The sequence below is a fragment of the Pseudomonas sp. B21-028 genome, assembly GCF_024749045.1.
Lineage (GTDB): Bacteria > Pseudomonadota > Gammaproteobacteria > Pseudomonadales > Pseudomonadaceae > Aquipseudomonas.
The window spans coordinates 3,151,723-3,166,132 of sequence record NZ_CP087184.1 but is presented as its reverse complement, the minus strand read 5'-3'; the positions used below and the strand labels follow the sequence as shown (position 1 = coordinate 3,166,132).

Below are 14,410 nucleotides of genomic sequence, written 5' to 3'. Positions count from 1 at the left end.
GTCGACGCGATTAACCTGAAACACTGAGCTAGCAGGTTTTAGGGCTGCTGCGCAGCCCAGCGGGGATAAATCCCCTCGCCACAATGACTCATAAGCCGATCGCTCAGGCAAGCAGATCGTTGGCGCTGAAGGTGTTGACACCCACCAGTTGAATCTCGAAATCTGCCCCCAGATTGCCGTCGATATTGCCGGAAAGCACATGATCGACGAAGCGCAATTGCCCTGCGCCGCTAAAGTCGGCCGAATCGATGAAGCTGAATTTGCTGATCCCTGTGGCCAGGATATTGGCATCCAGCTTCGACAGGTCAAGCTTATCGCCCTGGAGTCTGCTGAAATCCAGGATGACATCGCGAGCATCGCCAATACCCAGCTCGTTCAACGCGCTGAACACAAAACGGTCAGCTCCGGCGCCACCGCTCAGGGTGTCGGCGCCAATGCCGCCGATCAACAGGTCATTGCCCGCGCCGCCGTCAAGTTGATCGTTACCCGCACCGCCGTTCAGCGTGTTGCTGGCGGCGTTGCCGGTGAGCACGTTGCCCAGGGCGTTGCCGGTAGCGTTGATCGCGGTGACCCCCGTCAGCGTGAGGTTTTCCAAATTGGCGCCCAATGTCCAGCTCACCGAAGAACGCACGGTGTCGATTTCGTTGTCCAGGGTACTGGTTTCGCTGATGACGTCCTTCAGGTTGTCGACGATATACGTGTCGTTGCCGGTACCGCCGATAAGGGTATCGATACCCGCGCCCCCGTCCAGGATGTCCGCACCGTCCAGACCACTCAACACGTTGGCGGCGCTGTTGCCGACCAGACTGTTGTCCGAGGCATTACCGAAAAGGTTGATAGCGGCAACACCTAGCAGCAGGCCATCTTCGACGTTGGTCGACAAGGTGTGGCTGACCGAGGTCCGCACCAGATCGCGGCCTTCATCCGCGAGCTCGGTGATCGTGTCACCGAGGTTGTCGACAAGGTAGGTGTCATTCCCCGCACCACCGATCAGCGTATCCCGCCCGGCTCCACCATTGAGTACGTTGTTGCCGGCATTGCCGGTCAATACGTTGCCCAGGGCGTTGCCGGTGCCGTTGATCGCGGCGGTGCCGGTCAGCGTGAGGTTTTCCAGGTTGGCGCCCAGGGTCCAGCTCACCGACGAGCGTACGGTATCGACTTCGCTCACCAGGGTGCTGGTTTCGCTGACTACATCCTTGAGGTTATCGACCACGTAGGTGTCGTTGCCGGCCCCGCCGATCAGGGTGTCGATGCCGACGCCGCCGTCCAGGACGTTGGCGCCCGTGTTGCCGGTGAGACGGTTGTTCAGGGCATTGCCGGTACCGTCGAGACTACCCGTCCCGGTCAGCGTCAGGATTTCCAGATTGGTACCGAGGGTGTAGCTGATGGACGACACGACGCTGTCGATCTCCGTAAGCGACGCACCTGCTTCGGTGATCGTGTCGCCGATGTTGTCGACCACGTAGGTATCGTTGCCTGTCCCGCCGATCATCGTATCCGCGCCGCCCAGGCCATTGAGCACGTTGGCGGCGCTGTTGCCGCTCAGCACGTTGCCCAGGGCGTTGCCGCTAGCGTTGATCGCGGTGACACCCGTCAGCGTGAGGTTTTCCAAATTGGCGCCCAGTGTCCAGCTCACCGAAGAACGCACGGTGTCGATTTCGTTGTCCAGGGTACTGGTTTCGCTGATGACGTCCTTCAGGTTGTCGACGATATACGTGTCGTTGCCGGTACCGCCGATGAGGGTATCGATACCCGCGCCCCCGTCCAGGATGTCCGCACCGTCCAGGCCACTCAACACGTTGGCGGCGCTGTTGCCGACCAGACTGTTGTTCGAGGCATTACCGAAAAGGTTGATAGCGGCAACACCTAGCAGCAGGCCATCTTCGACGTTGGTCGACAAGGTGTGGCTGACCGAGGTACGCACCAGATCGCGGCCTTCATCCGCGAGCTCGGTGATCGTGTCACCGAGGTTGTCGACAAGGTAGGTGTCATTCCCCGCACCACCGATCAGCGTATCCCGCCCGGCTCCGCCATTGAGTACGTTGTTGCCGGCATTGCCGGTCAATACGTTGCCCAGGGTGTTGCCGGTGCCGTTGATCGCGGCGGTGCCGGTCAGCGTGAGGTTTTCCAGGTTGGCGCCCAGGGTCCAGCTCACCGACGAGCGTACGGTATCGACTTCGCTCGCCAGGGTGCTGGTTTCGCTGACTACATCCTTGAGGTTATCGACCACGTAGGTGTCGTTGCCGGCCCCGCCGATCAGGGTGTCGATGCCTGCGCCACCGTCCAGGATGTTGGCCCCCGTGTTGCCGGTGATGCGGTTGTTCAGCGCATTGCCGGTAGCATTGACAGAGGCCGCGCCGGTCAATGTGAGGTTTTCCAGATTGCTGCTCAGCGTGTAGCTGACAGACGATAGGACGCTGTCGATTTCCGTGAGCGAAGCACCCGCCTCGGTGATCCTGTCCCCGATGTTGTCGACCACGTAGGTGTCGTTGCCTGCCCCGCCGATCATCGTATCCGCGCCGCCCAGGCCATTGAGCACGTTGGCGGCGCTGTTGCCGGCCAGACTGTTGTTCAGCGCGTTGCCGACAAGGTTGAGGGCAGCAGTGCCAAGCAACTGGCCGCCCTCGACATTGGCCGACAAGGTATAGCTTACCGAGGTACGAATCAGATCTTGACCCTCGTCGACGAGTTCGACGACCGTGTCGCCGAGGTTATCGACGATATAAGTGTCACTCCCCGCACCGCCGATCAGCTTGTCCTGCCCTGTTCCACCGTCCAGAGTGTCGGTGCCGGCACCACCATTCAGGGTATTGGCCCCCGCGTTACCGGTAAGGCGGTTGTCCAGAGCATTACCCGTAGCGTTGATAGCGGCCGAACCTGTCAGCGTGAGGTTTTCCACGTTGCTGCCCAGGGAGTAGCTGACGGACGAGAGGACACTGTCGACTTCCATAAACGAGGTGCTTTCTTCGATGATCGTGTCACCGGGATTGTCGACCACATAAGTGTCGTTGCCGGCGCCGCCATTCAGCGTATCCGCGCCACCCAGACCGTTGAGAACGTTATCCAGCCCGTTACCTATCAAAGTATCGTTATGCGCCGAACCGATGGCGTTTTCTATTTTGGTGCCATAAGCAATCGCCAGTCCTTCGTTAAAGGCTGTCAGAGTATCCAGGTTCAGGAACACCTTGCCTATTTTGCTGAACTCGCCTTCATTCAGGTCGATACGGACCGCTGCCGCCTGGTTACTGGCATCGATCGTGTCATTGCCGCCAGCATCCCAGATCGTCTCGAAAACCGACTGGCCGGTAGCCCAGCGATAGGTGTTGTTCCCGGTCTGCCAATGGGTATTGGCGCCATAAAGACTCTGGATAGCGGCAATATCCAACAGCATGGGCGTAGTCGGCAGATAGGAATATGAGCTGTTGTAACTCATGATGGTATACCGCACGTCATCGAACTCGGCAGCCAGTACCGCGGCGTTGGATGGCTCGGCGTCGAACGGGTGCTTGAGACCCAGCGCGTGACCGATTTCATGGGCAAAAACCATGTAATCGTAGGTGCCCTTGACCGGGGCCGTGTTGTGCGTCGAAGGCCCGATCCAGACGTCGCCCGCCGCGGGGTTCTCCCCGGGCATATAAGCCCAGGCTGCGGTGCTGGCATCCATGCCCCAATAGCCACCGAATCGCAAGTCACCAACCTTGCTGAAAGTTTCGCTGACCTGTGTGAACTTGATGTTGGCCACCGAGCTCCAGCTCCCTAGCGCACTGACGATGGCCGTCTTCTGTGCCGAAGCCAGGGCATAGCTGAAGTTGTATTCATTTTCACCGGTATAGAACTGGGTGAAGTAGGAGCCGGTGCCCATGAAGCTGTACGTCAGGGATGTGGAGAAAGCTCCGCTCGTCCAAGCCCCCTTCCAATAGGTGCCATAGATCAAGCTGTCGACTTGCGCATTGCCCGTCAGTATTGCCGATGAAACAGATGAATAACCAAGTGGGCTAGGCATGCAAAGCTTCCTGTATGCAAATCTGCGGTCCTTCCTGGGTACGGCCGCTACAAGGGATCATGGGTTTGGAAATGGCGACATTGATATCATCTAGCCACTAACTTTTCAATTCTGACGCTATTTTTCTGGCGCAACCAGCCATTCATTGGCCCTGCGAATATCTCCATCCCCCAGCCTCCCGCTCCAGCGATGCAGTACAAGCAAGCTGGTGACGAAGCGGTACTGGGCCTGATAGAAGTCACGTCGCGCACGAAATTCTTCCTTGATGCTGTCCAGGACATCCACGGCGTTCTTGACGCCATATCCGAAGGCCTTCTCCGTGGCCATCCGTGATTTTTCAGCGGACGCCAGTGCATGACGCGTTGCCTTGATCCGGCTGAGTTCGGCCGACATCCCGAGATAGGCGGTGCGGGTTTCCTTGACCACCTGGCGCCGCAAGGCCTCCAGCTCTTGCAGGGCAACTTCCTTGTCGCTTTCGGACGTCGATACCCGGGCGCTGGTGGATCCTCCGCTGTAGAGCGGCACCTGCAAGTCAAGGGAGGCGACGAGGTTGTCCGAGCGCGGCGTCACCGCCCCTTCATAACCGATATCGCTGCGTTGCGCCGTGAGGTTCAGGCCCAGGCGGGGCAGATGACCGGCCCTGGCTTCACCGATAGCCGCCTCGGCGGCACGGATACTGTGTTCGCGGGCATGCAGTGCCGGGTTGCTGTCGAGTGCCGTCTGCACCCAATAATCCGGGGGTTGCGCCGGCAGACTGAAGGCCGGGTTATCGCCGATGCGTTTGAAAGGTTCCTGGACATCACGCCCTACCAATTCGGAAACGGCTTCCCGACTGACCTGGACCTTGTTGCCGGCTTCGATCTCGTCCGCCCTGAGCGCATCCACTCGCGCCTCGAGGTCAAGCGTATCGGTCACCATCGCCATCTGCCGCGCATACAGCGCATTGACACGCTTGAGGTTGCGCTCGGTGGCGTCCAGCTCGCTGCGTACCAGGGACAGTTCATCCTCCGCCGCGAGCACGGCGAAGTAGCGTTCGGACAGGTCGATGCTGGACTGCACCTGGGTGTCGTCGGATTCGTATTCGCTTTGCCGGGCCAGCTCTACGTACTTCTGGTAGCTGCGCCAGACCTGCGGGTCGTAGATCACCTGACTGAGCGACACGGCCATGCGCTTGCCGTTGTACTGGATACGGCTCAGATCGTCGTCACGCCGACCGCGATTGACGCTGCCGCCAGCGCTGAGTTGTGGCAGCAGTTGGCCAAGGGCCGCCCGCTCGTTGCCCTCTCCGCTGTGGATCCGGGCTTGCGCCCGCAGAATGCGCGGATCGGCACCCTGCGCCTCCTGATGAAGTTGCCACAGGTCTATATAAGTGTCGTCAGCAACGGCGCCAAGCGAGATGACGAGCAGACAGATCGCGATCAGGGACTTCATGTCAGTCCTCGATCAACGAACGGGCGAAAGCATTGCTCGCCGGCTGCAACAAATACTGCAACAGCGTCCGCTCGCCGGTATTGATCAGCACTTCGACCGGCATGCCCGGCACCAGGGTCAGGCCGCCCAGCGTCTGGCGCCCCTTGTCGGTCATGGTCACCCGTGCGAGGTAATACGGCGTGCCGGTGTCCTTGTTGACCAGGCGATCAGCGGATACTTGCACCAGTTGCCCTTCGACGACCGGCGTGGCGCTGTTCTTGAACGCACTGAAACGAATGCTCGCCAACTTGCCCACCGCAATGCGATCGATGTCCATTGGCGAAACCTGGGCTTCGACGATCAGCTCTTCGTTGGCCGGAACGATGTCGAGCAGCGCCGTGCCCGGACTGACCACCGCGCCCAGGGTGTGGACAGTCATGCCCATGACCATGCCCGATTCGGGTGCGAAGATGTCAGTGCGTTGGTCACGATCCTGCAGGGTCGCCAACCGCTCGCGCAGTTCGAACACTTTGGTTCGGGCATCCCCCAACAGGCCGGCGACTTCGCTGGCGAAGGTCTTTTTCAACTGCAGTATCTTCAGTGTTGCCTCGTCGACATTGATCCGCGCCTGGGCGATCTGGGATTGGGTTTCGGCTATCTCAGTCTGCAGCCGGGAGAGACTGCGCTCCTGTTCACGCAGACGCTGCTTGTCCACGTAGCCTTCGGCAAGCAGCGCTCGCAAATCGACAATCTCGTCCTGGTAGGAGGCCGCCAGCATCTGCTTGCTGGCGATGATGGTCTTGAATCCGCGAATCTGTTCTTCGATTTGCCCGATGGTCTTTTCCTGCAAGCCGACTTCGCCCTGCAACGAATTGCGTCTCGCCTGAAAGATTCGCGCTTCACTGTCACGCGCCTCACGCACTCGCGGGTCAGCGGGATCCAGGGTCGGCACGGCTATCGGCTCGGGCAGTGCGTCCCGCTCGGCCTCCAGTCGGGCCTGCAACTCCAGCGCGGCGATCAACTGGCTGCGCATCGCTTCCATTTCCGAGCGCGCCTGGGTGTTGTCGAGCACCAGCAACACATCGCCGGCGTTAACCCGGTCGCCGTCATGTACGCGCAGCTCGCGGACAATGCCGCCTTCAAGGTGTTGTACGGTCTTGCGATAGCTTTTGACCGTGACCACGCCCGGCGCCAGTGCGGCACTGTCAAGCGGCGCCAGGCTGGCCCAGCCGCCGAACAGGCCGAACGTCACCAACAGCATGAGGTAGCCGATGCGCCGTGCCGGACCATCATCGATCGGCAGCGCGGGCACGTGGGCGGATAAAGGCTGATTGTTCTGCATGTAAGAATCTATCCGCTGCTTACGATTGAATCGCGGTGGCTGGGTGGACCGCCGGCGCAGCGCCCTGCAAGCGCGCCAGGACCTTGTCCCGCGGGCCGAACAGACTCAGCTCGCCCTGATTGAGCACCAGCAGTTTGTCCACCTGCGCCAGCACCCCGGAGCGATGGGTGATGACAAATACCGTGGCCCGACTCTGCCTGAGTTTGCGCAGGGCCTCGGCGAGCATTTTTTCGCCGGCGTCATCCAGGTTGGAATTGGGTTCGTCGAGGACCACCAGGCGTGGTTCGCCGTATAAGGCACGGGCCAGGCCAACGCGTTGACGCTGGCCGCCGGATAAGCCGCCGCCATTGGCACCGATCACGGTGTCGTAGCCCTCGGGCAATTGCAGCACCAGCTCATGCACGCCGGCCATGCGTGCGGCAGCAACCACCGCCGGCGCGTTGGCCGGGCCGAAGCGCGAGATATTCTGGCTGATGGTGCCCTCGAACAGTTCGATGTCCTGGGGCAGATAACCGAGGTACTGGCCCAGTTCATCACGGCGCCATTGGCTGATGTCCGCATCGTCCAGGCGCACGGTACCGGCCTGGGTTGGCCAGATTCCCAGCAGCGCCCGGGCCAGCGTGGATTTCCCGGCACCGCTGGGGCCAATGATGCCCACCACCTCCCCCGCGGCAACCTGGAAATCCAGGCTGCGAATGATCGGTTTGCCAGCGTCGGGAGCGCCGACCGCCAACCCTTCGACACGAATCGCCCCTTTCGGCGCGGGCAACGGCATGCGTTCGGGCTCTGCGGCCACCTTGACCAGCAATTCGTGGAGCCGGGCATATTGCGAGCGCGCCCCGAGAAAGCCTTTCCACACGCCGATCAACTGGTCGATGGGAGCCAGTGCGCGTCCCAGCAAAATGGAGCCGGCAATCATCAGCCCGGGTGAAATCTGGTGAGTGATCGTCAAATAGGCCCCCAGGCCCAACACCAAGGATTGGACGACCTGGCGGAATGTCCTGGACACCGCCGAGATGGTTGCACCGCGATCACTGGCCAGGCTTTGCAGGACCAGGACCTCATGGACCCGCCGGCTCCAATGCTCACGCAGGCTAGCAAGCATGCCCATGGACTCGACCACTTCGGCATTGCGCAGGCTTTTGCTGATGAAGGTTGTGGCCGTCATCTGCTCGCGGTTGGCGGCCTGCAACGGTGAGCGCGTGAGTTTTTCATTGACGAAGGCCAACGCCCCCAGCAGCAAGGCGCTCAATACCCCCATCCAACCGTACCAGGGATGAAAAATGAACATGACACCCAGGTAGATTGGAATCCAGGGCGCATCGAAAAAAGCGAACAGGCCGTTACCAGTCAGGAACTGGCGCAAGGCGCTCAGATCGCTCAACGGCTGGCCCGAGGCGTTCATGCCGCCGGTATTGAGTGCCTGCTTGAAACTGGCATCGAACAGACGCTGCCCCAGCAACGAGTCCAGGCGCGTACTGACGCGCACCATGATCCGTGAGCGCACCCACTCCAGGCCACCCATCGTGGTCATCAACAGCAACATGATCAGCGTCAGCATCAACAGGGTCGACAGGCTGGCACTGCCTACCGCGCGGTCATACACCTGCAACATGTAGAACGATGGAACCAGCATCAGCACATTGACGAAAAAACTGAAAAATCCAACGGACAGAAAACTGCCCTTGCAGAGCGCAAGCGCCGCTTCCAGCTCGGTCCGGGGTTGGGCTGACATGGTTCATTACCTGAGGTCGACGTGGGGTCAATCTGCAAAAATCGTAGTAAGCACTGACCTGTGGACGCTTTGAGTGGCGTCGGCAGACACCTCTGAATCGCCCGCGCGGTTTGAGCTGTCTGCGGGGTATCGGCAGGTGTGTGTGGTTCTGAAGGGGAAATTGCGGTTGCGCGATGATCCGCCGGAACAGCGTTGTTATCCGGGTTGGCGGATACCCGGCCATCTACCCTCCGGGTGTCAATCCGGAATCAAAACGCAGGGCCTCCATTGGCCAGATGATCTATACCTTCAGAACAACCTGTAAGGTCGGCAATTACAGCAGGATGTCTGGATGAAACGATCGTGGCGGATCTACCTTCGGGCACGCCGCATCGAATGATCCTTAAAATCTGCAGGACGCTGTTTCACAACGCCAACCACAGTAGAATGCCGTCCCTTTTTTCAATGCCTGAAGTATCGATCATGAGCCGGATCACCTGCGTTTTGAATGCTCCTCCCAAAGCGCTTTGCCGGCTTTGCCTGTGGCTATCATTGCTACTCGCTCACACGGCCCACGGCGAGCCCGGGCCAATTGAACTGCACATCCTGGACGCGCCCCCGCTGACCTTCGTCAACGACCCCAGGGGCTACGGCATTGTCGGCGATATCGCCGTGCAGGCCATGGTCAAGGCAGGTTACGCGGTGAAAATCCACGTATTGCCCTGGGCCAGGGCGCAAAAACATGTCAGCGAGGAGCGAGACCATCTGATCGCGCCCCTGTCGCGCATCCCCAGTCGTGAGGACCACTTCATCTGGATCGCCTCCATCATGCCGATGGAGCGGGCTTTCTTCAGCCTCGACCGGCAAGTGCGCAATTTTGCCGAAGCCAGGGACACTTACCACAAGATCGGCGTCGGCCTGGGCAGTGCCCAGGAAGATATCCTGCGGGCCGAGGGATTCAGGAATGACCAGATCTATCCCCTGACCATTGGCGACAACCCCGCCCAGATGCTGCTGATGGGACGCATCGATGCCTGGTTCAACGGCGTTCCGGAAAGCCGCTACATCTGGCCGAAGGTGTCCCAGCGCAAACTGCTCATGAGCCCGGTCAACAGCCATGCCGACCTTTACCTGGCCTGCTCGAAGCAATGTTCTCCCCAGATGGTCGAGGCTCTGCGCGAGGCCGTTGAGGCGTTGCGCAAGGATGGCACCATCAATCGTGTGCAGAACCTCTATCTGCCACGGTAGGAGGTGCCTAAGGCTGCGATCCTTTGATATTTGATCTTTCGCCTAGCGACTCGATCGCCAGCAACAAGACCGCAACCTCCGGCAGCTCCTACAGAGCCATAGTTCCGCAATCGGAAGGTTTTTGATCGCCTTATATCATTCCGAATGATAGTTACCTTTGCTTCATTCGATTCGTTCCCCCGCATTGCGCCACGCATCATCCGCCCATCTCAATACACTTGGCGGATGCTATCCATGGACCATTCACTTTCAAAACTACGTTTTCCCCTCGCACTGTTGGCGGTGCTGGTGATAAGCGCCTGTGGCAAGACACCTGACACGGCAGCGTCCATGCCGGCCGCCAAAGTCAGCGTGGCCAAGGTACTGGAACAGCCAGTCAACGAATGGGACGAATTCACCGGACGCCTCGAAGCACCGGAAACCGTCGAGATTCGTCCACGGGTTTCGGGGCAGATCGACGAAGTGGCCTTCACCGAAGGAGCGCTGGTCAAGAAAGGCGACCTGCTGTTCCAGATCGACCCTCGCCCCTTCCAGGCTGAAGTGCGTCGTCTCGAAGCTCAACTGGCCCAGGCCCGCGCCACCGCTACCCGCAGCGAGAACGAAGCCCGGCGTGGCGAACGCCTGCGCCAGAGCAATGCCATTTCCGCCGAACTGGCGGATTCGCGCACCAGCGCCGCCCAGGAAGCCCGTGCCGCTGCCGCGGCGATCCAGGCGCAACTGGACCTGGCCAAACTGAACCTGAGCTTCACCCGCGTCACTTCGCCCATCAATGGTCGCGTCAGCCGCGCGGAAATCACCGCCGGCAACCTGGTGACCGCCGACGTTAGCGCGCTCACCAGTGTGGTCTCCACCGACAAGGTCTACGCCTACTTCGATGCCGATGAACGTGTCTTCCTCAAATACACCGAGCTCGCCCGCCAGGGCCAACGCGGCCAGGCCACACCGGTCTACATGGGCCTGTCCAACGAGGACGGCAACCCGCACCTGGGCCAGATGAACTTCATCGACAACCAGGTCAACCCGCAGACCGGCACCATCCGTGGCCGCGCCGTGTTCGACAACAAGGATGGCGCCTATACCCCCGGCCTCTATGCCCGTTTGAAGCTGGTGGGCAGCGGCACCTACTCCGCCGTGCTGATCAATGATGAAGCCGTGGGCACCGACCTGGGCAAGAAATTCGTGTTGGTGATGGACGCCGACAACAAGCCTGCGTATCGCTCCGTAGAGCTGGGACCGAAGATCGAAGGCCTGCGCATCGTGCGTAGCGGCCTGACCAAGGACGACACCATCATCGTCAAGGGGCTGCAACGGGCTCGCCCGGGGGCACCGGTCACGCCTGAAACCGTGCCGATGGCCAGCGAACAGACCCTCGCTGCCCTGGCTCAACAACGCAAGGCGCTCGAAGCCAGCAACCTGCCCCAGGTCGCGCCGTCCAAGGCGACGTCCACGACGGCGGGCAAACTGGCCGCTGCGACCCCACGCGGTTAAGGAACTGAACTCAAGATGAAATTTTCCCAGTTCTTCATTTCCCGGCCGATCTTCGCAGCGGTGCTTTCGCTGCTGATCCTGATCGCCGGCGCCATTTCGCTGTTCCAGTTGCCGATCAGCGAATACCCCGAAGTCGTGCCGCCTACGGTGGTCGTGCGGGCCAACTTCCCGGGCGCCAACCCCAAGGTCATCGGTGAAACCGTGGCCGCGCCCCTGGAACAGGCCATCACCGGCATCGAGAACATGCTGTACATGTCCTCGCAATCCACCGCTGACGGCAAGATCACCCTGACCATCACCTTTGCCCTGGGCACCGACCTGGACAATGCCCAGGTGCAGGTGCAGAACCGCGTCACCCGGACCGAGCCCAAGCTCCCGGAAGAAGTGACCCGGATCGGCATCACGGTGGACAAGGCATCGCCCGACCTGACCATGGTCGTGCACTTGACCTCGCCGGACAAACGCTACGACATGCTCTACCTGTCCAACTACGCCCTGCTCAACATCAAGGATGAGCTGGCGCGCCTGGGCGGTGTGGGTGATGTGCAACTGTTCGGCATGGGCGATTACTCCCTGCGGGTCTGGCTGGATCCGAACAAGACCGCTTCGCGCAACCTGACCGCCACCGATGTGGTCACCGCCATTCGCGAGCAGAACCGTCAGGTCGCGGCCGGTGCCCTGGGTGCGCCACCGGCGCCGAATGCCCAGGCTTTCCAGCTCTCGATCAATACCCAGGGTCGCCTGGTGAATGAGGAAGAGTTCGAGAACATCATCATCCGTTCCGGCGCCAATGGTGAAATCACCCGCCTGAAAGACATTGCCCGGGTGGAGCTGGGCTCCAGCCAGTACGCGCTGCGCTCGTTGCTCGATAACCAGCCGGCGGTGGCGATCCCGATCTTCCAGCGCCCGGGTTCCAACGCCATCCAGATCTCCAACGACGTCCATGCCAAGATGGACGAACTGAAGAAGAACTTCCCGGCGGGCATGGACTACAGCATCGTCTACGACCCGACGATCTTCGTGCGCGGCTCCATCGAGGCAGTGGTTCACACCCTCTTCGAAGCGCTGATTCTCGTGGTGCTGGTGGTGATCCTGTTCCTGCAGACCTGGCGCGCCTCGATCATCCCGCTGGTGGCCGTGCCGGTGTCGTTGATCGGTACGTTCGCCGTGATGCACCTGTTCGGCTTCTCGCTGAACGCGCTTTCGCTGTTCGGGTTGGTGTTGGCCATTGGTATCGTGGTGGATGACGCCATCGTCGTGGTGGAAAACGTCGAACGGAACATCGGCCTCGGCCTCACCCCGGTGGAAGCGACCAAGCGCGCCATGAGCGAAGTGACCGGCCCGATCATCGCCACCGCCCTGGTGCTCTGCGCGGTGTTCGTTCCGGCGGCCTTCATCAGCGGCTTGACCGGGCAGTTCTATAAACAGTTCGCCCTGACCATTGCCATTTCCACCGTGATTTCTGCGTTCAACTCTCTGACCCTGTCGCCGGCCCTGGCCGCGGTACTGCTCAAGAGCCATGATGCGCCCAAGGACCGCTTCTCCAGGTTCCTCGATGCACTGCTGGGCAGTTGGCTGTTCCGTCCGTTCAACCGCTTCTTCGAACGTGCCAGCCACAACTACGTGGGTGCCGTAGGCCGCGTGATCCGCAGCAGCGGCATCGCCCTGTTCGTCTACGCGGGCCTGATGGTGTTGACGTTCTTCGGCTTCTCCAACACCCCGACCGGCTTCGTGCCCGGCCAGGACAAGCAATACCTGGTGGCCTTCGCCCAATTACCGGATGCCGCGAGCCTGGACCGCACCGAAGACGTGATCAAGCGCATGTCCGACCTGGCGCTCAAGCAACCGGGCGTGCAAAGCGCGGTGGCGTTCCCTGGCCTGTCGATCAACGGTTTCACCAACAGCCCGAACGCCGGCATCGTGTTCGTGACCCTCAAGCCCTTCGACGAGCGCAAGGACCCGAGCCAGTCGGCCGGCGCCATCGCCGGTGCCTTGAACGGCCAGTTCGCGAGCATCCAGGAAGCCTACATGGCGATCTTCCCGCCGCCGCCGGTACAGGGCCTGGGCACCATCGGTGGTTTCCGCCTGCAGATCGAAGACCGGGGCAACCTGGGCTACGACGAGCTGTACAAGGAAACCATGAACATCATCACCAAGAGCCGCAGCGTGCCTGAACTGGCCGGGCTGTTCACCAGCTACACCGTGAACGTGCCCCAGGTCGATGCCGCCATCGACCGCGAAAAAGCCAAGACCCACGGCGTGGCCGTCAGCGACATCTTCGACACCCTGCAGATCTACCTGGGTTCGCTGTATGCCAACGACTTCAACCGCTTCGGCCGCACCTACCAGGTCAACGTCCAGGCCGAGCAGCAATTCCGCCTCGAATCCGACCAGATCGGCCAGCTCAAGGTGCGTAATAACCGTGGCGAGATGATCCCGCTGGCGACCTTCATCAAGGTCAGCGACTCCTCGGGACCGGATCGCGTGATGCACTACAACGGCTTCATCACTGCTGAAATCAACGGGGCCGCCGCCCCGGGCTACAGCTCCGGCCAGGCCGAGAAAGCCATCGAGAAACTGCTCAAGGAGGAATTGCCCAACGGCATGACCTACGAGTGGACTGACCTGACGTACCAGCAGATCCTCTCGGGCAACACCGCGCTGTTCGTGTTCCCGCTCTGCGTTCTGCTGGCGTTCCTGGTGCTCGCGGCGCAGTACGAGAGCTGGAGCCTGCCGCTGGCGGTGATCCTGATCGTACCGATGACCCTGCTGTCCGCCATTACCGGGGTGATCCTGTCCGGTGGCGACAACAACATCTTTACCCAGATCGGCCTGATCGTACTGGTGGGACTTGCCTGCAAGAACGCGATTCTGATCGTCGAGTTCGCCAAGGATAAACAGCTCGAAGGCATGAACCCGCTGGCAGCGGTCCTGGAAGCCTGCCGCCTGCGGCTGCGGCCGATTCTGATGACCTCCGTGGCCTTCATCATGGGCGTGGTGCCCCTGGTGTTCTCCAGCGGTGCCGGTGCCGAAATGCGCCACGCCATGGGTGTCGCGGTGTTCTCGGGGATGTTGGGCGTGACCTTCTTCGGCCTGCTGCTCACCCCTGTGTTCTATGTACTGATCCGTAACTTCGTCGAACGCAGCGAGGCCCGCAAGGCGGCCCGGGCTTTGAAACTGGAGACGCAACAATGAGCTTGGCCAC

The 14,410-nt window shown here is 60.8% G+C and carries 7 protein-coding genes; 3 read left to right on the top strand and 4 right to left on the bottom strand.

Annotated features, from left to right (window positions below; all coding sequences use genetic code 11):
- Positions 1 to 103: 103 nt before the first annotated feature.
- From LOY35_RS13745 to LOY35_RS13730, 4 genes are all read right to left on the bottom strand, one after another.
- Complete coding sequence (locus tag LOY35_RS13745) at positions 104 to 4,003, bottom strand: M10 family metallopeptidase (protein WP_258633313.1); 3,900 nt, start codon at positions 4,001 to 4,003, stop codon at positions 104 to 106.
- 117 nt (positions 4,004 to 4,120) lie between these two features.
- Positions 4,121 to 5,434, bottom strand: a complete 1,314-nt coding sequence (locus LOY35_RS13740; RefSeq protein WP_258633311.1) for a TolC family outer membrane protein — start codon at positions 5,432 to 5,434, stop codon at positions 4,121 to 4,123.
- A gap of 1 nt (position 5,435) precedes the next feature.
- Entirely contained in the window at positions 5,436 to 6,755 is a 1,320-nt protein-coding gene (locus LOY35_RS13735) for an HlyD family type I secretion periplasmic adaptor subunit (protein ID WP_258633309.1), read from the bottom strand.
- 19 nt (positions 6,756 to 6,774) lie between these two features.
- Entirely contained in the window at positions 6,775 to 8,490 is a 1,716-nt protein-coding gene (locus LOY35_RS13730) for a type I secretion system permease/ATPase (protein WP_258633307.1), read from the bottom strand.
- Positions 8,491 to 8,952: 462 nt separating this feature from the next.
- Between LOY35_RS13730 and LOY35_RS13725 the strand changes: the two genes are divergently transcribed.
- The 3 genes from LOY35_RS13725 (at position 8,953) to LOY35_RS13715 (ending at position 14,400) form a co-directional block, all read left to right on the top strand.
- Positions 8,953 to 9,717 (top strand): ABC transporter substrate-binding protein, encoded by a 765-nt coding sequence (locus LOY35_RS13725; protein ID WP_258633306.1) that lies wholly within the window; start codon positions 8,953 to 8,955, stop codon positions 9,715 to 9,717.
- A 234-nt stretch (positions 9,718 to 9,951) separates the two neighbouring features.
- Complete coding sequence (gene mexE, locus LOY35_RS13720; protein WP_258633304.1) at positions 9,952 to 11,205, top strand: multidrug efflux RND transporter periplasmic adaptor subunit MexE; 1,254 nt, start codon at positions 9,952 to 9,954, stop codon at positions 11,203 to 11,205.
- Positions 11,206 to 11,220: 15 nt separating this feature from the next.
- The gene (locus tag LOY35_RS13715; protein WP_258633301.1) at positions 11,221 to 14,400 is read left to right on the top strand and encodes an efflux RND transporter permease subunit; all 3,180 of its coding nucleotides are present in this window, start codon (positions 11,221 to 11,223) and stop codon (positions 14,398 to 14,400) included.
- The last annotated feature ends 10 nt before the right edge of the window (positions 14,401 to 14,410 follow it).

What these genes read in the sequence shown, in the direction of transcription:
- LOY35_RS13740 (WP_258633311.1), bottom strand. Translation starts at nt 5,434, where the DNA reads ATGAAGTCCCTGATCGCGATCTGTCTGCTCGTCATCTCGCTTGGCGCC.
- LOY35_RS13730 (WP_258633307.1), bottom strand. Translation starts at nt 8,490, where the DNA reads ATGTCAGCCCAACCCCGGACCGAGCTGGAAGCGGCGCTTGCGCTCTGC.
- LOY35_RS13715 (WP_258633301.1), top strand. Translation starts at nt 11,221, where the DNA reads ATGAAATTTTCCCAGTTCTTCATTTCCCGGCCGATCTTCGCAGCGGTG.
- LOY35_RS13745 (WP_258633313.1), bottom strand. Translation starts at nt 4,003, where the DNA reads ATGCCTAGCCCACTTGGTTATTCATCTGTTTCATCGGCAATACTGACG.
- LOY35_RS13735 (WP_258633309.1), bottom strand. Translation starts at nt 6,755, where the DNA reads ATGCAGAACAATCAGCCTTTATCCGCCCACGTGCCCGCGCTGCCGATC.
- mexE (WP_258633304.1), top strand. Translation starts at nt 9,952, where the DNA reads ATGGACCATTCACTTTCAAAACTACGTTTTCCCCTCGCACTGTTGGCG.
- LOY35_RS13725 (WP_258633306.1), top strand. Translation starts at nt 8,953, where the DNA reads ATGAGCCGGATCACCTGCGTTTTGAATGCTCCTCCCAAAGCGCTTTGC.